Below are 257 nucleotides of genomic sequence, written 5' to 3' on the forward strand. Positions count from 1 at the left end.
CGTGGTAAATTAACATCAGCACAAACGAAACGTCGTAAAGTACGCCGCTTCCTAGAAGGTGCTGGTTTATATGAAGCAATCACATATTCATTAACAAGCGCTGACAAAGCGAAACAATATATGGTTGAGCCGAACGAAAAAGCTCCTGTAAATCTTGCGCTTCCAATGAGCGAAGAGCGTAGCCAACTTCGTTTAAGCTTAGTGCCACAATTGTTAGAAGCAGTTTCATACAATGTTGCACGTAAAAACGACAGCGT

At 42.0% G+C, this 257-nt stretch carries 1 pseudogene; it reads left to right on the plus strand.

What is annotated here, in order from left to right:
- Nucleotides 1-257, plus strand: a pseudogene (locus SB775_RS31285) (phenylalanine--tRNA ligase subunit beta); the annotation flags it as partial.

Source organism: Peribacillus sp. SIMBA_075 (assembly GCF_046534585.1).